At 33.1% G+C, this 16,377-nt stretch carries 21 protein-coding genes and 1 pseudogene; 7 read left to right on the top strand and 15 right to left on the bottom strand.

What is annotated here, in order from left to right; translation table 11 throughout:
* Positions 1-7: 7 nt before the first annotated feature.
* The 3 genes from M014_RS0117680 (at position 8) to M014_RS0117670 (ending at position 2,095) form a co-directional block, all read left to right on the top strand.
* Entirely contained in the window at positions 8-370 is a 363-nt protein-coding gene (locus M014_RS0117680; RefSeq protein ID WP_026592908.1) for a cupin domain-containing protein, read from the top strand.
* Between the two features lie 6 nt (positions 371-376).
* Positions 377-1,159 carry a 3-hydroxy-5-phosphonooxypentane-2,4-dione thiolase gene (gene lsrF / locus M014_RS0117675; protein WP_026592907.1) on the top strand — a complete coding sequence of 261 codons (783 nt, stop codon included), beginning with the start codon at positions 377-379 and terminating at the stop codon, positions 1,157-1,159.
* 216 nt (positions 1,160-1,375) lie between these two features.
* Positions 1,376-2,095: a DUF4386 domain-containing protein gene (locus tag M014_RS0117670; RefSeq protein WP_026592906.1), complete on the top strand. Its 720-nt coding sequence runs from the start codon at positions 1,376-1,378 to the stop codon at positions 2,093-2,095.
* A gap of 7 nt (positions 2,096-2,102) precedes the next feature.
* On the opposite strand, the gene M014_RS0117665 is transcribed toward M014_RS0117670, so the two are convergent.
* Complete coding sequence (locus tag M014_RS0117665) at positions 2,103-2,687, bottom strand: Crp/Fnr family transcriptional regulator (protein WP_026592905.1); 585 nt, start codon at positions 2,685-2,687, stop codon at positions 2,103-2,105.
* Between the two features lie 720 nt (positions 2,688-3,407).
* On the opposite strand from M014_RS0117665, the gene M014_RS0117660 reads away from it, so the two are divergent.
* Together M014_RS0117660 and M014_RS0117655 are read left to right on the top strand one after the other, a co-directional pair.
* Entirely contained in the window at positions 3,408-3,695 is a 288-nt protein-coding gene (locus M014_RS0117660) for a hypothetical protein (RefSeq protein WP_026592904.1), read from the top strand.
* A 92-nt stretch (positions 3,696-3,787) separates the two neighbouring features.
* Positions 3,788-4,774, top strand: coding sequence for an LLM class flavin-dependent oxidoreductase (locus M014_RS0117655; protein WP_026592903.1), 987 nt, complete (start codon positions 3,788-3,790; stop codon positions 4,772-4,774).
* A 220-nt stretch (positions 4,775-4,994) separates the two neighbouring features.
* Here M014_RS0117655 and M014_RS0117650 read toward each other — a convergent pair whose 3' ends face one another.
* Together M014_RS0117650 and M014_RS29300 are read right to left on the bottom strand one after the other, a co-directional pair.
* The gene (locus tag M014_RS0117650) at positions 4,995-6,137 is read right to left on the bottom strand and encodes a phytase (protein ID WP_035415335.1); all 1,143 of its coding nucleotides are present in this window, start codon (positions 6,135-6,137) and stop codon (positions 4,995-4,997) included.
* A 328-nt stretch (positions 6,138-6,465) separates the two neighbouring features.
* Positions 6,466-6,681 (bottom strand): DUF2268 domain-containing putative Zn-dependent protease, encoded by a 216-nt coding sequence (locus M014_RS29300; RefSeq protein ID WP_035415322.1) that lies wholly within the window; start codon positions 6,679-6,681, stop codon positions 6,466-6,468.
* Between the two features lie 325 nt (positions 6,682-7,006).
* Between M014_RS29300 and M014_RS0117640 the strand changes: the two genes are divergently transcribed.
* Positions 7,007-7,192: a hypothetical protein gene (locus tag M014_RS0117640; protein ID WP_026592901.1), complete on the top strand. Its 186-nt coding sequence runs from the start codon at positions 7,007-7,009 to the stop codon at positions 7,190-7,192.
* 68 nt (positions 7,193-7,260) lie between these two features.
* Here the strand turns inward: M014_RS0117640 and M014_RS0117635 are convergent, their stop codons facing one another.
* The 10 genes and pseudogenes from M014_RS0117635 to M014_RS0117595 all read right to left on the bottom strand — a co-directional run bounded on the left by M014_RS0117635 (position 7,261) and on the right by M014_RS0117595 (position 14,590).
* Entirely contained in the window at positions 7,261-7,587 is a 327-nt protein-coding gene (locus M014_RS0117635; protein WP_026592900.1) for an antibiotic biosynthesis monooxygenase family protein, read from the bottom strand.
* A gap of 82 nt (positions 7,588-7,669) precedes the next feature.
* Positions 7,670-8,887: an MFS transporter gene (locus tag M014_RS0117630; RefSeq protein WP_026592899.1), complete on the bottom strand. Its 1,218-nt coding sequence runs from the start codon at positions 8,885-8,887 to the stop codon at positions 7,670-7,672.
* A gap of 90 nt (positions 8,888-8,977) precedes the next feature.
* Positions 8,978-10,021 (bottom strand): ArsR/SmtB family transcription factor, encoded by a 1,044-nt coding sequence (locus M014_RS0117625; RefSeq protein ID WP_026592898.1) that lies wholly within the window; start codon positions 10,019-10,021, stop codon positions 8,978-8,980.
* Positions 10,022-10,228: 207 nt separating this feature from the next.
* Complete coding sequence (locus M014_RS0117620; protein ID WP_026592897.1) at positions 10,229-10,876, bottom strand: alpha/beta family hydrolase; 648 nt, start codon at positions 10,874-10,876, stop codon at positions 10,229-10,231.
* A 73-nt stretch (positions 10,877-10,949) separates the two neighbouring features.
* Positions 10,950-11,063 (bottom strand): annotated as a pseudogene (locus M014_RS29295) (ArsR/SmtB family transcription factor); the annotation flags it as partial.
* Positions 11,064-11,195: 132 nt separating this feature from the next.
* Complete coding sequence (locus tag M014_RS0117615; RefSeq protein ID WP_026592896.1) at positions 11,196-12,095, bottom strand: phosphotransferase enzyme family protein; 900 nt, start codon at positions 12,093-12,095, stop codon at positions 11,196-11,198.
* A gap of 293 nt (positions 12,096-12,388) precedes the next feature.
* Positions 12,389-12,892, bottom strand: a complete 504-nt coding sequence (locus M014_RS0117610) for a GNAT family N-acetyltransferase (RefSeq protein WP_026592895.1) — start codon at positions 12,890-12,892, stop codon at positions 12,389-12,391.
* 174 nt (positions 12,893-13,066) lie between these two features.
* Positions 13,067-13,645 carry a kinase gene (locus M014_RS0117605; RefSeq protein ID WP_026592894.1) on the bottom strand — a complete coding sequence of 193 codons (579 nt, stop codon included), beginning with the start codon at positions 13,643-13,645 and terminating at the stop codon, positions 13,067-13,069.
* A 4-nt stretch (positions 13,646-13,649) separates the two neighbouring features.
* Positions 13,650-14,192: a GNAT family N-acetyltransferase gene (locus tag M014_RS0117600; RefSeq protein WP_026592893.1), complete on the bottom strand. Its 543-nt coding sequence runs from the start codon at positions 14,190-14,192 to the stop codon at positions 13,650-13,652.
* A gap of 14 nt (positions 14,193-14,206) precedes the next feature.
* The gene (locus M014_RS0117595; protein WP_026592892.1) at positions 14,207-14,590 is read right to left on the bottom strand and encodes a VOC family protein; all 384 of its coding nucleotides are present in this window, start codon (positions 14,588-14,590) and stop codon (positions 14,207-14,209) included.
* Between the two features lie 313 nt (positions 14,591-14,903).
* Here M014_RS0117595 and M014_RS0117590 point away from each other — a divergent pair, with 313 nt between their 5' ends.
* Positions 14,904-15,149 carry a hypothetical protein gene (locus M014_RS0117590; protein ID WP_026592891.1) on the top strand — a complete coding sequence of 82 codons (246 nt, stop codon included), beginning with the start codon at positions 14,904-14,906 and terminating at the stop codon, positions 15,147-15,149.
* 254 nt (positions 15,150-15,403) lie between these two features.
* On the opposite strand, the gene M014_RS0117585 is transcribed toward M014_RS0117590, so the two are convergent.
* Both M014_RS0117585 and M014_RS0117580 read right to left on the bottom strand, forming a co-directional pair.
* On the bottom strand, positions 15,404-15,937 hold the full coding sequence (locus M014_RS0117585) for a DUF2812 domain-containing protein (protein ID WP_026592890.1): 534 nt from the start codon (positions 15,935-15,937) through the stop codon (positions 15,404-15,406).
* Positions 15,938-15,944: 7 nt separating this feature from the next.
* Entirely contained in the window at positions 15,945-16,262 is a 318-nt protein-coding gene (locus M014_RS0117580; RefSeq protein ID WP_026592889.1) for a PadR family transcriptional regulator, read from the bottom strand.
* Between the last annotated feature and the right edge of the window lie 115 nt (positions 16,263-16,377).

The raw sequence follows: 16,377 nt of genomic DNA, 5'->3' as shown, positions 1-16,377 counted from the left end.
GAACAGTATGCTCAAAGTAAATGAAAATGATTTCGCCTATCGCTTTGGTAACCACGGTCCAAAGTATTTAATAAAGGGCCCTAATATTGACCTTGGTGTTGTAGTTATTCAGCCTGGGGAGGAATTTCAAAATCATTATCACACCACATGTGAAGAAGTTTTTTATGCCTTAGAAGGCGAAATTGATTTCTATATTGATAATGAAAGGGTCCCTGTAAAACAAGGTGACGTCTTACAAGTTCGCCCTCACGAATCTCACTATCTTATTAACCACTCAGATCAAATCTTTAAAGCTGTTTTTATTAAGTCACCACATTTACAAGAAAAAGATACTGTACAAACAGAAAATCCAAAATTAATAAAGGAGTGATCGACAATGACTTGGGGATTTCAAAATCGATTAAATACGATATTACCTGATGGAAAAGCAGTTATGTTAGCGATAGATCATGGTTACTTTTTAGGCCCTATCCACGGATTAGAACAACCTTTAGAAGCAGTAAAGAATTTACTTCCCTATACAGATTCTCTTTTCTTAACAAGGGGCGTACTCAATTCCTGCATTCCTGAAGACTGCAAAACACCAATGGTAATGCGTGTTTCAGGCGGTCCAACTGTAGTCGGTAAAGATTTAGCAAATGAGACCATTGTTACACCAATTAAAGAAGCACTGCGGCAAAATGTGGTTGGGGTTGGTGTATCTGTTTTTGTCGGTTCAGAATATGAAACACAAACTGTTACCAATTTAGCTAATGTTGTTTCTGAAGCACATGATTACGGCTTACCCGTTCTCGGTATTACAGCAGTTGCAAAAGAACTCCAAAAACGAGAAGTACGATTTTTAGCACTTGCATCACGTGTATGTGTGGAAATGGGTGCTGATATTATTAAAACGTATTACTGCGAAGGATTTGAAAAAATTACGAGCACATGCCCTGCCCCAGTCGTTATAGCAGGTGGCCCAAAATTAGACTCAATCGAAGACGCTTTAACAATTACATACCAAGCATTGCAAGAAGGTGCCATTGGGGTTGACATGGGACGGAACATTTGGCAATCCGAACACCCAGCTGCAATGATTCAAGCGATACACGGTATTGTCAAAAACGGCTTGCATGTAAAAGAAGCACTTGAATTATATAATGAAGTGAAAAACTAGAATAATGAATGAGAAAGAGCCATAACGATTTCTCCTTTAAGAGAGAAAAGAAATAGTAAAATGACAGACCAAATATTTAGGTCTGTCATTTTACCGTTAAGCTAGCTGTGACAAAATACTGTATCAAAAATAATTCGGACTCTTGATTTAAGTCAATGACCAGTCATTATCTTCCTATTAAAATGAAACCACCTTAGTAATATAGGAGGGTATATTATGGCTACTTCAGTAAAAGAACAATCATATCAAAGAAAATCTGCTCTGGTTGCTGGCATATTACTTATCATCATGGCACTTGCTGCATTTTTTTCCTATGGCTTTGCCCATGGAAGTCTTGTGGTGCAAGGGGATGCCAGCGCCACTTTTAATAACATTAAGTCATCAAATATGCTTTTCAAAGCTGAAATCTTCGGTTGGGTCATCATCCTGATCACTGACATTATGATCGCCTGGGCTTTCTACATGTTTCTGAAGCCAATTAATAAAAATCTTTCATTACTTGGTGCATGGTTCCGTCTTATTTATGCGACTATATTGGGAATTGCCATACTGAATTTAATCTTTGTATTACTTCTCTCGAAAAGTACAGACTATTTATCATTATTTAAAATGGATCAACTTCAGGCACATATGATGCTGTTTCTTGAAGCATTTGAATCTATTTGGTCTATAGGATTGATCATTTTTGGCGGACACCTCATGATTGTAGGCTATTTGGTTTTCAAATCCGACAGAATACCTAAAATCATTAGTGCATTATTGTTGCTTGCTTCAATAGGCTATATTGTCATTAACTTATTTAACACGACTCTTTCACAATATGATGCGGTAATTTCAAATCTTAAAATTGTATTTAATGTACCAATGATTGTAGGAGAATTGGGATTTGGTATATGGCTGCTATTCAGGGGAGGAAAAGTCCATAAAGATGTATGACAATTCCCTAAAATTTATCTTTATTGATTCGCTTCTTGATTCTACTTAATGATTCTGGGGTAATCCCAAGATAACTCGCCAATTGATGTTGGGGTACACGATCGACTAAATGAGGTCGTTTTCGTAATAGTGCTTTGTAGCGTTCTTCTGGGGTAGATGCAATAAATGAAGCCAACTCATCTTGTACCTCACCAAATTTGTGCTCGATCATCTTGCGTATCATTGTTTCCAATTGTAAGTATTTGTTATACATGTCCTTTTCGGAGTCAAGATTACCAACGACCAATATACAGTCTTCTAGACAAATTAAAGAGTACGCGGATGACTTATCTTGTCTATGATGATTGAAATTCGAAATGGCTTGTTCTTCTGTATAGAAATTGGATGTAACCTCTTTTCCTGTTTCATCTATTGAATACTGTCTAACACATCCCTTCAATACAAAATAACACTTAGTTGGAACATCTCCTTGTCTAAGGAGTATTGTTCCTTTTTTATATTCCTCAATTTGTACATCTTCAACGATTGCCTGTTGTTCTTCTTCGTTTAGTGTTGTAAATCTAATCATATACTTCATTAATATTTTTTTCATTTCCCTCTCCATTCAACTCCTCTGATTAAGTCATTATGATCAACATCATCTTTGTATTACAAAACTTCTTAGCAAGAACCTATTCAATCATACCTTTGAACTTTCTTTTTTTATTATAAATCCTACTTTAATATATTAGTTAGAAACATAATGATGCTTCGCTACGACTTATTATGGATTATTTATAACAAATGAGGATGATTATTTACATAGGTTGAGCAAGAGTATTTGCATTATAAAAAATGGTTTACTTATAATCTCATTCACCGAAATATTGATTAGGATTAAAAAAATACTTCGATAACAGCTCCAAGCATAAAATAATCCCTACTTTCAATTAAAAAAGTAGGGATTTATGGCATTTTAATAAAATATACCTTTTTCTTAAAGGGGATCTCGCCGCATGCCCATCAAGCTAAGAAAAGCAAATACCCCAAAACGAGAAAATTGACATCTCTAGGTGAAAATGTACAATTTTTTATTTTGAGAGTGTTATAAAATTCTTAAGTTGATGGAGATGGACCTGGGATCTCTAAAAAAATAAAAATCCCGTTTATGGATACTAATTTATATTAGCGTGATAGTGTTTGAGGCGGGATTCCATCATGTTAAATCGATAATATAATGACAAAATTGACAAAACACATAGCGTTGTTATAATTGTACATTGTTATATAGATAACAAAATATCTATTTTTTTAGTGAGAAGGATGTGGAATTATGGCACAACATAAGGAACAAATAAGTGGAAAAGAACAAAAAATTAAAGTAGAACGTGTACAAACTGGAATTAGGATGGAAAAAAGAATGGTAAAAGTTTTAAAAGCAATGGCAGAGTATCACGATATTTCACTAGGCGTGCTTCTTGAAAGAATTGTTCTTCATGCTTTTGAAAACAAACCCGTATTTAACCAAGAGAGCCTTGAAAAGGTTAAAGCTATAAAAGACGTTTACGAAATGGATTATGGTTTAGAAATGAGCCGTCGGTGGAATGATTCAGAAAACTAGAGTGATTACCTTTGTGCACAGTATCATCTTGAGTCTTTGTAATCTATCAGTGAAGTAAAAAAGTTAAATAAAATTATCAGGAGCGATATGAAATGAAATTTAGTACATTAACAATATTTGACCATTACCCAAATCAATCAACCCGAACACCTCGACAATTCTACAACGAGGTATTGGAACAAGCTGTTCGGGCTGAAGAAATGAATTTTGATGGGGTTTGGTTTACAGAGCATCATTTCTCAAATTTTGGAATCAACCCCTCTCCAGCAGTTCTGCTCGCTGCTTTATCCCAAAGGACGAACAGAATTCGTCTTGGTGTGGGTGTTTCAGTACTTCCATTACATAACCCTTTACGAATTGCTGAGGATTATGCGGTTGTCGATCTTTTATCAAACGGAAGATTAGATTTTGGGTTAGGTAGTGGATATAATCAGAAGGAATTTGATGGTTATAATATTTCATTAGAAGACAAAACTGATCGATTTAACGAGTCTCTAGAAGTATTACAGAAAGCATGGTCAGGTAAACCTTTTTCTCATCAAGGTGAATTTTTCCAATACAAAGAAATCAAACTTAGTGTCCACCCAATTCAATCTCCCTTTCCCCCTCACTGGATTGCAACTTCTAGTGAAAAAGGTGCTACTCATGTTGCCAGTATGGGAAACAATTTCATGGGACTTGGATTTAGCAAATCACGAGATGAATTAGCAAAGCTGATTGATACATACAAGAATATATATCTGAAGTCAGGATTCGGTGATCCCGAACAGTTAGAAATTCCTGTTGCATTTCATGTTCATGTTGCTGAAACATACGCAGATGCTGAATCGAATGCAAAAGGTCCTTATCAATTATTTATGAATACTCCGAATGGGACGAATATCTCATATGAAGTCCTTAAACAGAAATTCAATCCAGTAATAGGCAGTCCTGATGACATTATCAAACAAATTCAATCCTACAGAGAAATAGGCGTTACGAATTTTATGGCAGTAATGAATTTCGGTGGATTAGAACATCATAAAGTGCTTTCATCTTTAGATTTATTTGGTAAGTATGTAATTCCTGCATGTAAGTGAAACATCGTTTAGCATATGAATTTCGTGTCCCTAAAAACGAAAAAAATGAGTTGAATTCTTATTAATAACTGTAGAGATATAAAATTTTCGTTTGGGGGATACTTTAAAATTTTAGCTTGATGGGTAAAGGTTCTTCCATACATCCATCAACTTAAAAAATTATAAAATTCTATAAAAGAACATCTCAATATACCATGAAATGTTCTTTTATTTACCTAAACTATTTGCTAAATGTTTCTCTATATTTTAGTTTACGAGGTTCTACATTATTTTCTATTTGTAATCTTGAGTCGAATCCTTTTGCAATCCTTTTCCAATCTACCATTTTGAAATTCTGATTTACTATTTTCCCATGTTCTATATTCTCTCCATCCTGCGCTAGAAAAATGCCGTTTGGATATTTTTCTCCTAATCCAAAACTCATTACATCAATACCGTCTGTATCACTTGTTCCATCAGTATTTTTACCATCAACAATAGCAAAATTACCAATATACTCATTGTTACCTTTACGGTCATACACTGCATAAGTATTATTCCCCTGACTAGAAGCAATTAAATATCCTGTCCCATTTTTTCCATAATATATCGTCAAACCCTCAATATCTGCCGTTAAATGGGTTCCATCAGCACTATCTACTTTTGCAATCGGTTGGTTTCCTCCATCTGGTTCCGCATTGAATTTCCAAATTGCCACATCTTCTTCACCAATATATATTGTTCCATACTCATCATCTGCTACAATTCCTTCTGATTGAGAACTTAGCTTTAATTCACGTACTTTCTTTCCGTCTATTTTCCCTTTTCCATTGTCAAATAACTCATATTGTTCAAAAGTTCCTTCCTTTCCTACAACTAATGCATAAAAAACACCTGTTTTTTGACTATGATAGAGACTAAATCCATATACTTCTTTCATGCTTGATTGAATGGTAGATCCCGTAATATTTTCTAATTCTCCTGTTTTAGAGTTTATCGTAAATATATCGATTGTATTTGTAGAACGATTTGAAGCCGCCGCCATATCAATTTTTTTACCTCCAATGGGAAAGCCATATCGTACATCAACATTATTTAGTTTCCCGAAGTTATATGAATATAGTTGTTTTCCTTTTAAATTGTAGACAGAAATCCCCTCCTCCTTATTCGTTCCAATAATTTTACTCTTTTCAGGATCATGAGGATGAACCCAAATTGCTGGATCATCAGCTGTATCACCCGCATTGGCAACTGCATCTGTTTCCTCTTTTGCTTCCACTTTAACAAGTTTTGAATGCTTTTGTTTCTCTTGTACACTAGGACTTAGAGATTTTTCAACCAAATCCGGTGTAGAATGTACTGTTGAAAATAATACACTCGTCATTAAAGCAACTGTTGATATTTCCTTTAACATTTGTATTCCCTCCTTGAAAAAAATAGTTTTCTTCATCCTGTTAACTTGGACAGGTACACTTTTCTTGTATTATTTTATCTATTAATTTTTAATTATTTATGTATTTATTGTAAATTTTTGGAGAAAAAATCACAGGTGTTATTGTGGGCAGAGTGTTACGTGTATTGTTAAAATTATCCAGAAGAAAAAATTGCACTATCCCTAAAAAGTAAAACTGTTTTTGAAATATCCCCAAAATGAAAAGTTTATTTTTTAAGGGCGCCGTAAGTGTTCCTTCTGTTTTGAATTTAACTTATTTTTATAAAATTAAACGACGCAGAACGTATTTTCTGCGTCGTTTTACTTCAAACTTCAGATGATCTCCTAAAAAAACTCCACACCCTGCAATAATTTCTTCTTCATTTAGCAAGGTTGCTTCTTGAATTGTGATGTTATTCTTTTTCATAAAAGATTTTACAACATAATAACCTATGGCATAACCTACGCCAGAGAAGAAATAAAAATTATGATACAAGAATGCATACTGTCCGAAAAAGGTTTGGACTATTTATTTACTACCAAAGAGGTTAAATATTATAACCTTACATAACTATTTATTAATCATTATATCTTGATGTTTATTCTGAAGGAAAACCTTATTTTTCCCCCTTTTTTAAGATCCAGTCCAATGCTATTGATTTGAATACCCCTAATTGCTTTATTTATATTTAAATAGGACACTAAATAAGAACTGTTTTACCCAAATATAAATTGATTAATACATATCTAGTCCAAAAAAAAAACATGAACATATTATATTATAACTCTCTAACAAATACTCTAAGAAAGGAGCTATCTATATGTTTGAAGACAAATCTAAAGTTAATTACCCATATGAATTTGCAGAAACTATAACAACACCAGTTAAAAAACCAAATTACACAAAATTTAAAAATAATACAAACACACAACCTTTGGTTATTTCAAAACATTACGTTGAAAAACTTCTATACTCCGAAAGAATCAATGCACCTAAAAACAAATAATCAAAATTTTTTAAGAAAGACTACATCCATATATAGATGTAGTCTTTTACATACGATGTTTTTATAATTTAAGACTGTTGATAAGCACTCTTCGATGATTTCACATAATACACAGCATGCTCTGCTTTAATAATATGATCCGGTTTTGGTTTCCCGCGACCTTCTCTATGTCCAGCTATATGTTCTTCGCTTGTCTCCCAGTTTTTCCACGCATCTTCAGATTCCCAGCGAATCAGTACAACGACTTCTTCGTCTCCTCTTCTCACCTTTTTAACGAGAACACTTAAGTCGATAAATCCTTCAAATTTTTCAATGATGCCTTCTCCAGTAAAATGTTGAACAACAAGATCTGAAGTTCCTTCTTTTACTGTAATCGTTTTCGTTTCAATAAACATGTATTCCACTCCCTTTGTATGTAAATATTTCTAATATTCTTCCATTATAATTGATTATGATAATTATTTTCAATTAAAACATTTAAGCTGATTTTTCTTGAACAGCTTCATCAAGAAATTTAAAGTACGGAAGTAGTATTCCAGCTAAAGAAGTTACACATATGATAAATCCAATTAATACATATAGCGCCCTTACTCCCCATATTTCACTCAATGTTCCTCCAACTAAAACACCTAGTGGCATCGCACCTCTTATTAAAAATAAGCGCACCGAAAATACTTTTCCCATCATATCATTTGGCACAACTTGCTGGCATATTGTCGTGTTATGAACATTAAAAAATGCCATGCATACACCCGCTATAACTTCAATAAAAATTGCTAAAGAGATACTGTGATTGAATCCTAGCGAAATATATGTGAGCCCTCCTATTAATAACGCTCCAAGCATGAGAAGACGCCGACTACGACGCTGCACTTTCCCGACAAATATAGAGCCAATTACGTATCCTAGAGGAAAACCTGCCATAAAATATCCGTAATCAGCATAGCTTGCTGAGAGGTCATCTATTATATAGGGAAGATTGATAACCATCGTTACGCCGACTCCAAATTGAACAAATGTGAGAAAAACACCTAACCAGACAATAATGGGTTGTTTGAAATAATATGTAAATCCTCCAATAGATTGCTTTAACCAACTTTTACGAACTGTTTGAGCTACTCTATGCTCTTGTATAAATAGCAGTAAAGCACCACTTATAAATAGAAATAAACAAACGAAAAATAAAGTTAGCTTTACTCCTATAAACTCAATAACAATTCCCCCTAATACAGGGGCTAAAAACATCATAAGGCGAACCATTCCATCAATATACGCATTCGCTGATTGCAGCTCTTCTTTTGATACAATTGTTGGCGTAATCGCTTGATTGGCTGGTACGTAAAATGGAGTGATGAGACCCACTATCATTTGTACAACAAAAATATGCCATGTTTCTACATTCCCAATGATTATCATAAATAAAGGAAGTGAAAAAGCTAGTCCACGTGTCCACTGAGATACAATCATAATCCATTTCCTGCTCCATTTATCAATGAAAGGACCAATGACAAGTTGTAAAAGAAGCGACGGGATAAAGTAAAGTAGCCACATACTTCCTAAGGCCATTTTTGAACCTGTTAATTGATAAATAAGAACAGAATTACATAGCGTACCAAATGCACCACCTAATTCGGAAATCGCGCTGCCAATCCACATAAAGAAAAACGATCGATTTTTTAAAATATTTTTCCCCATTTTGCACCAACTTTTCTTTTTCATTCTCCTCCTATTGTGCATATTCTATAAAGGTAAAATCATTATACCTTTTGATGTACAAATGCATAATTAATGATTTAAATAGAATTCCAACTCTTTTGATATAGCCTCTAATGCTTTCTTTTTTAAACTATACTTAGCATCTAGAATATCAACTAACTTCGCAGATCTTAAAATTTTTAAATGATGATGAATTGTTGATTTTCCAATATTCAACTGCTCCGTTATCTCCTGCAATGTACGATCTTGTTCAAACAATAATTTTACAATGCGTAACCTCGCTTCATCACCCAATGCTTTATGTTTATGCACTAGAAAATAACTTGGCTCATATGGATCTTCTGGATGTATACTTTCATTTGCAATTGGATAATGAAATATTTTTATATTTTCTATATCAGCTTCGATATTCCATGGTCGGTACGTATATTGCGGGATAAGAAGAACATGATGTACACTGGGCTCTGGAGAATAAGTAACACCGCCTGTTGCCCATTCAACAAATTCTTCTGGTTGCATTTTTTCATTCATTTGACGTTTCGTTTCATAGTCTTGTTTTAGTATGCGTGACAGTTTTTCCGCTTTAGGTTCTATAACAGCTTCATACCATCCTGTCATCACTGCAGTGAGGTGCTCTGTCAGCTTTTTTATATCCACTTTGCAAATAAAATCGATGTAAGCAGGGAAAAATGGATTGCTATTTGTGATTTCTTGTAGTTTTTGAACTGCTTTCCTCTCCCCATTGGCTGCATTCTTTCTCATTTCTTCATATTTATAGCCGACAAATGGAATACATATATACTTTAATTCAGATTCTGACAACGAATTGATATACTGAGTAAACTCATATAAATCCTGAAAATCTTCTTGATATAATAGTTGCAGTAATGCTTTCCACGTATTATGTTTCTCTACGAAATGTAAATGCTCTTGCATTTCCACCGATAATGTTTGTCTAATCTCCTCCCATTCATTTCGAGATTTTTCTAACGTATCAATCAGCCTAGTATTCGTAATGGCTGCAATCCCAAGAGCACATTCGAAAAGTATCGAATACTTTACTTGAACGTCATATGTTTCCCTTTTTCTACTCGTTATATGTAAAACTTCCATTGTATCCCTCCTTATTTTGTTATGTATTAAATTCTATAAATATCGAATTTAACCTTCTATAATTTTAGAATTTTAAAAAATCTAAAAAAAAGATGCATATATCATTGGTACAAAATTAAAAATAACCATAAAAAAAGAGATGCAATTAGCACCTCTTTTTAAACTTATTTTAGCACTTAAATTAACACCCACATGAATATCATTTTGTCACGAATTTGTCCTAACAGTTTCTTGGAGTTTTTCCATTACCCTTGATAAAGCTAAAATTGAATTTGTTGTTTCAAATTCTCCAACATTTAAGGAATGGTTTACATTTTGGATAACATCAATCGTTACATTTGATTTACTTAATTGGTCAATTTGATTCGCATTGTAATAATGGTCTTTATCCCCGATCACTAAAAGCCCTTCATGTTGACTATTCAAGATTGAGTCAAAAACCGAATCAAAATTTATTAGAGGAGTGAATAAAATCATTTTTGACTTTAAGAATTCATCTCTCTTCATTAAGTCATTCGCAATTGGAATTGTTCCAAGTGATTTTCCTAAAAAAATCGAATTGTTGTATTGCCCATTTTTTAAAACATCAAAAATCACAGGGTTAATATCATCCATCATTATTTTTGTTATTTCTTCAATCGTTTTTTTCATTGTTTGCTCATCATAAGAGTAATGAATATGGACAATATCGATTTTATTTTGGAGCATTAACATCGTCGAATAATAGAACAAGGGTTTATCGTAATTGTAACCTGAACCTGAAAACATAAAGCAAATCGTTTTGGAACCCATTTCTATATGTGTATAACGAATCACCTTGTCGTTTGTTTGTATCTCCTTTTTCTTTCCTTTCATCATTTTCCCCTCCGAAATTTTTATAATACCATAATATAAATTTCCCTATTACTGATTACCCGATCTCTCCTCATTCAATTTGAGATTTTTCTAACGTATCCATCAATCTAGTATTCGTAATGGCTGCAATTCCAAGAACGCATTCGAAAAGTATCGAACACTTTACTTGGATATTATATATTTCCAGCTCCTCCCTAACACTTCCTTTTTATTAATTAATCAAATATTGAAATATTCTTTAATTTAGTGTAGTGGTTGCTCGTTTAATAAAAGCACCCGTTAGTGCATTAATAAAATGTACTGTACATGTCGAGACATCCTATAAAAAAATAGAAAAATCATTAATACCTGCATATGGTACTTGATTCTTGATTTTATCTTTTAAGCTATGTAAGGTGTATACTTGCCATTCTTCTAAATTATTCATATCCCATTTTTGTATGAATAATTGATACAAATAAATCTCTCTTATTTTTAAGAAAATAGGAATTTGAATCATTATATCCTTATGAAGCGTATTTTCTGTTTTATACCCTGCAAAAAAATTACTCATAAATATATCACAAAAAGAATGTGTATTGCCATTGAAGGAGCTATGTTGCCAATAAGCATGATAGAAAGCTACTGCAATATCTTGAGCATACCAATTAAATGAGCATTCATCAAAATCAATTGTAGTTATACGACCTTCCTCATCAATAATTAAGTTTCCTTGATGGTAGTCATTATGAATAAGTCCGAAAGTATCAGGAGTAATAATATATGAAGTTAGACTATGCACCAACTCTTCATATTTCTCTTTAATCCATGGATCTAACTTTCTTCCAAGATTAAAGACATCAGGATTTTCAACTTTCCATTCTGGACGTTTTATTGCTTTTAATTTAAAATCTTTGGATAGTGCATGCATTCTTCCTACATTTTTACCAAGTTTTTTAAAAACCCTTTCATTCCAGTGGGATTTGTTTGTAACATCAATTTGATCACCCTTAATAAATTCAAAATATGTTTTAACTCGTTCTTCCTCACACCCTAAAGGAATTACTGGCTTAGGTACAAGTACACCTTTTTCATATAAAAAATTCATCCACTCTATTTCTTGTAAAATCATCTCCTTTGTTTTACCCTTTTCAGAAATTCTAACTACCCTTTCTTTCTCTTTAATATAAAATACGTCGTTATTAAATCCTCCATTCAATCTAACACGATTTTCTAACATCCTGTTTTCCCCTTAAACTCTCAATTTACAAGAACGCTTGTATTTAAACAGTAGCATAGTAATTTCTTTGTCTCTTCATTTACTAACCTGCATCGTTAGTTTAATAACACAGTTTCTTGTTTTTCTACTAACATGTAGTCCAGTGAAATAGAACATTCTTTTCTTTAAGCATTACAGAAATAACTTTATGATTCGTAAATAATGATGTCGGTTATTTAACTTTATCTCATCACCATCAATAAAAAGTGAGAGGTTCTTCAAAACAAAAAATAAATGTTAAGAAAAGTTTCGTCTTACGTGTATTTCAAAATCTTAGACATGTAATAACTATCAACTAAGTTTCCATCCATAATACAAGCGGCTCTTTTTGTTCCCTCAATCTCATAACCTAATTTCTTATATAAAGAAATTGCTGATGTATTATTTATCCTTACTGTCAATTCTAATCTAATTACACCAATCGTTTTTGCCCAATTTTCAAGTTCTTTAAATAATTGGGTTCCAATTCCTTTTCCACTATTTTCACGTGTTACACCAGCAACAATATAAACACTATGTCTAATTCTTTTAGGTTTACTACCAATTGCCATCAAATATCCTACTAATTTATTTTCAATCTCAGCAACAAAAATAGCTGAATTAGAAGATTGAGATATTTTTTTGATAATATTTTGTTGCTGTTCAATTCTAGTAGCTCTTTCCCCTTCCTCAAATAACATAAATTCCGTTTCTTCATCAATCTTTCTGCACAAGTTTAAAAAGGGTTCTGCATCTCTTTCCATAATGAGTCGAATCATGGAATATAACCTCACTTTAACTAATTTGCCATAACAATAAATAATTCGACATATGTAAATCAGCTTCTTTAAATTAAGGACTTTGAAAATTCTTGTCCTCTAAAACGAAAGAACTAGCATTATTAGGCTAAAAATGTACTAAAATTCTCATTCCTACATTGACAAGCATTAGCTCTATCCTTTTAAAATTAAATCAACATTTTGCTGCGGCCTTTCCACTTTCAAATAAAAATCCTCTGCTTTCCAATATCTATGTTCAAACTTTAGAAGATTCTTTTGTGTTTCTTCATGTTCACGAAGAAATCTTTGTTCCCGCGGGCAATCTAAATACACTATATAATCAAAGTACTCTCGCCACTCTTTCCGCTGAAGAAAGACTCCTTCAATTACGATCACACAAGGATTCGGCATGATTACCTCTCTCATTTCACACGAATCTGTTTGATGATTATAGAACGGAAGGTTTAGCTGATTTTCCATCTTTATTTTTTGAAATAACTGCTCTTGCAACCATTGAACATCCCATTGTAATTGATAATACTCATACCACTCTTCATATCCAGTATCATAGCGCTTACTACGCTCTACAATATGATCATCGATATGAAAAATATGAAACGGAATACCTTTTTGTTTCAATTCGTCTTCTAGCTGCTTTACCAATGTTGTTTTCCCCGAACGACTTAAACCATCTATTCCTAAGATAAATCGATTACTTATATTTTTTGAAATGAGTTCTATTAATTTTTTCAAAATACTATCCTCGCCACTCTTCTTTTAGTAACGAATAGATTATAGTATCATGAGCAACACCACTTTGAATCATATATTTTCGAAGTAATCCTTCTTCCTGAAAACCAGCTCTTTTCAGTAATCGATGTGAAGCTTCATTTTCTGTATAAACAACTGCTGCAATCCTTATTAGCTGCAGTGTTTCAAATCCATATGTAAGAATTGCTTGTATTGCCTCAGATGCATAGCCTTTTCCCCAATATGTATCATCTAATTCATAGCCAATTTCAGCTCTTTTATGATTTGGATTGATTAAATGAAATCCGCATGTGCCAATCAATTGATTCGTTCCTTTTAATTCAATCCCCCAGCGAATGACATTCCCTTCTTCATATCTTTTTCTAAATGTCTGAATCATATTTTTCACTTGTTCCATAGTTTGGAAAGACTCCATTCCAAAATAACGGATAACAGATTCTTTTTCAAAGTAATCAAACATTGTTTCAGTGTCTAACAATGTGAGTTCTCGTAATTTTAAACGTTCTGTTTCTAAAATTGGAAACCCCATTCCCTTTTCTCCCTCTACTCTAATGAGCTGCAAATTTCGATGTAATTACCATCTGGGTCTGACACATAAGCAATCGTTTGTCCCCATGGTTTCGTGATTGGCTCCACCAATACTTTTACACCTTGTTCTCTTAATTCCGAAATTGTTTCTTTCACATCCTCCACAACAAATCCAAGTTCAAAATTAGAAGATTCTAATGCACCATTCGGAATCGATAACCCAGTTAACTCCCGTACATCCTCTCTACTATTCAACGCTAAAATCGTCGTTCCAGTATCAAATTCAATATATGTATCATGTTCACCCTTTATTGGTAAGGTTAAAATATCTTTATAAAATCGAAGACACTCTTCATATCGCTCTACATACAAAATGACATATTTCATTTTTAAATTCATTGTAATCTCCCTTTCAAATTCTCTTCTAAAAATTCGACAAAGGATGTAGAAAACCTTGTTTACATTTCAGTATTCATAATAATAAGCAAAAAAAAGAAGACCGATTTCTCGGTCTCAAACATATTGGCATAAAACAGGAGATTGGTTTGGACATAACCAGTTCATACATTTATTATATTTTATATTTTCTGAATTTCAAATATAATATTCAACAATTCATATTGAGAAACTTTTTGACAGAAATTATGAAACATAGCTGCTTTTGAATAAATTTTCCCATATAAAGAAATGCTACAAATGGAGGTGTATACATATGGAACCAATGCTTTGCCCAAGTTGTAAAACAAACCGCACTCGCTTTAATATTCTTGAGCAACAAGTAAAACCAGTAAAATTAAATCCACAAACAGGACAAGTTGAAGAAGAATACACAAACGAAACAATGAATGCTTTTCATATGGCATATCAAGGACCTTCATATCGTGTCCAATGTGCAGTATGTGGGCTTGTGGAGAACCCAGAACAGTTTATCAAACCTGCGCAAAACCAATCATTTTAACACTTGAAAACTTGATTCGTCCTTAACGATCCAAAAGGTAACCTAAAAATCTCATTACCTTTTGGATTATCTATCAATTACTCGCTTTTAACCGTTCACTCATCTCTTCATAATGCTTTTTTACCTTCCCTTGAAATTGACTACATGCCTCTTCCACTTGTTTTTCCTGTTTCTCAACTAACTCGTCTATTTATCCTGCCAATTCTTGACTGAGTTTCTTATCTTTATATAATGAAGTGAAAAAATTACGTCCTTTACAAAACTTCCTTTTTTAATTCTCGTATCTTCCAAAATAACCTTATTAATACATATACATCTATACACACGCAAATCCCTAGAATAAGTTTTATCCAAATAGGACTATTGACCGAAGGCCCTAAGTAATTCAAATACACCCCTAGTATCATAATGACCAAGATAGGTGCAAAAAATCTCATTAAATCCATAAGTTTTTCAATCTTTGTTTCTTTCTCAGAATAAATATCAGGTAATTCATTATCATCCGTTACTTCTTTAGAAAAATAGTGCCATTTCGTAAAGCTTGTGACATGCTTCCAGCCAGACATCTCATAGATTTCAATGTATTCTTTTTGATTCATTTGTGAGTTTCGATTGTCTAGTTTGAAATCGGCTTTATAAACAACATCTTTCGGCTCCGTTTTCTTAAATGTATACATAAAATTGTAGTTTTGGAATGCCCAGCCCTTTTGGTGCATTTTTCTTAAATACGCCTCTTCTTTTTCTAGGTTCCACGCCGCAAAAAATTTTAATGTCTTCTTAATCTCCATACTGTCTTCACTCCCCTAGAATATTTTCCCCATTTTGAACAGAACGTTGTAACCTTTTAAATTCAAGTTCTAACACTTCTCTACCAAATGGGGTTAACACGTAACATTTCTTTCTATCTGTAGATGCTACTTCAACAATTAGTTTTTCTTTCAAAAGCTTTGTCGTGTTTCCATATAACGTACCAGGTCCAAGTTTTACTTCCCCATTCGTCATTTCTTCCACCATTTGCATAATCCCATAGCCATGCATAGGCTCTACTAGTGACAACAAAATATAATACGTTGCCTCTGTTAATGGAACATATTTCTGTGCTTTCACACTCATTATACCTACCTCCGATACATCGTCACATGATGTATCGACACACGATACATCGTATATCGATATTGTATATCGTATTCCAAATAAATACAACTAAAAACGATGGTGTTTTTAAAAT

The organism is Bacillus sp. UNC437CL72CviS29 (assembly GCF_000482345.1).
GTDB classification, from domain to species: Bacteria; Bacillota; Bacilli; order Bacillales; family Bacillaceae_G; genus Bacillus_A; species Bacillus_A arachidis.
Note: the sequence above shows the minus strand (reverse complement) of the source record. Positions and strands in the feature narration are given on the sequence as shown.

Coding starts and splice junctions, on each gene's coding strand:
- M014_RS0117635 (WP_026592900.1), bottom strand. CDS start 7,587: ATGTTTATTGAAACGAAAACGATTACAGTAAAAGAAGGAACTTCAGAT.
- M014_RS0117640 (WP_026592901.1), top strand. CDS start 7,007: ATGTTTGAAGACAAATCTAAAGTTAATTACCCATATGAATTTGCAGAA.
- M014_RS0117660 (WP_026592904.1), top strand. CDS start 3,408: ATGGCACAACATAAGGAACAAATAAGTGGAAAAGAACAAAAAATTAAA.
- M014_RS0117665 (WP_026592905.1), bottom strand. CDS start 2,687: ATGAAAAAAATATTAATGAAGTATATGATTAGATTTACAACACTAAAC.
- M014_RS0117615 (WP_026592896.1), bottom strand. CDS start 12,095: ATGTTAGAAAATCGTGTTAGATTGAATGGAGGATTTAATAACGACGTA.
- M014_RS0117625 (WP_026592898.1), bottom strand. CDS start 10,021: ATGGAAGTTTTACATATAACGAGTAGAAAAAGGGAAACATATGACGTT.
- M014_RS0117610 (WP_026592895.1), bottom strand. CDS start 12,892: ATGATTCGACTCATTATGGAAAGAGATGCAGAACCCTTTTTAAACTTG.
- M014_RS0117590 (WP_026592891.1), top strand. CDS start 14,904: ATGGAACCAATGCTTTGCCCAAGTTGTAAAACAAACCGCACTCGCTTT.
- M014_RS0117600 (WP_026592893.1), bottom strand. CDS start 14,192: ATGGGGTTTCCAATTTTAGAAACAGAACGTTTAAAATTACGAGAACTC.
- M014_RS0117670 (WP_026592906.1), top strand. CDS start 1,376: ATGGCTACTTCAGTAAAAGAACAATCATATCAAAGAAAATCTGCTCTG.
- M014_RS0117680 (WP_026592908.1), top strand. CDS start 8: ATGCTCAAAGTAAATGAAAATGATTTCGCCTATCGCTTTGGTAACCAC.
- M014_RS0117650 (WP_035415335.1), bottom strand. CDS start 6,137: ATGACGAGTGTATTATTTTCAACAGTACATTCTACACCGGATTTGGTT.
- M014_RS0117630 (WP_026592899.1), bottom strand. CDS start 8,887: ATGGGGAAAAATATTTTAAAAAATCGATCGTTTTTCTTTATGTGGATT.
- M014_RS0117655 (WP_026592903.1), top strand. CDS start 3,788: ATGAAATTTAGTACATTAACAATATTTGACCATTACCCAAATCAATCA.
- lsrF (WP_026592907.1), top strand. CDS start 377: ATGACTTGGGGATTTCAAAATCGATTAAATACGATATTACCTGATGGA.
- M014_RS0117585 (WP_026592890.1), bottom strand. CDS start 15,937: ATGGAGATTAAGAAGACATTAAAATTTTTTGCGGCGTGGAACCTAGAA.
- M014_RS0117620 (WP_026592897.1), bottom strand. CDS start 10,876: ATGAAAGGAAAGAAAAAGGAGATACAAACAAACGACAAGGTGATTCGT.
- M014_RS0117595 (WP_026592892.1), bottom strand. CDS start 14,590: ATGAATTTAAAAATGAAATATGTCATTTTGTATGTAGAGCGATATGAA.
- M014_RS0117580 (WP_026592889.1), bottom strand. CDS start 16,262: ATGAGTGTGAAAGCACAGAAATATGTTCCATTAACAGAGGCAACGTAT.